General features: G+C 37.9%; 1 protein-coding gene. It reads left to right on the top strand.

The window, feature by feature from the left end; translation table 11 throughout:
* A partial coding sequence (locus tag AAEY72_RS14500) for a chemotaxis protein CheW (RefSeq protein ID WP_352311221.1) occupies positions 1 to 285 on the top strand: 285 nt, incomplete at both ends.

Here is a 285-nt window from a genome sequence, read left to right as displayed (position 1 = left end):
ATCGACAACATTAAAGACAGCTTCATAATTATTGCTGAATACAATCGCTCTGTGCAAGGGTTTTTAGTGGGCGGAGTTGAACGTATTGTAAATATGAATTGGGAAAAAATAATGCCACCGCCATCAGGTGCCGGACGTTATTCATATTTAACAGCAGTGACCGAAATCGAAAATGAATTAGTCGAAATTCTCGATGTAGAAAAAATTCTCAACGAAATTTGCCCAGTAAACACAGAAGTAAGTGCTGAAGTTGCACAAAGTGGCGATATTCAAAAAGATTTAGGC

The organism is Psychrobacter sp. W2-37-MNA-CIBAN-0211 (genome assembly GCF_040309405.1).
GTDB lineage: Bacteria > Pseudomonadota > Gammaproteobacteria > Pseudomonadales > Moraxellaceae > Psychrobacter > Psychrobacter glaciei.
This window is presented reverse-complemented; position numbering and strand designations above follow the sequence as displayed.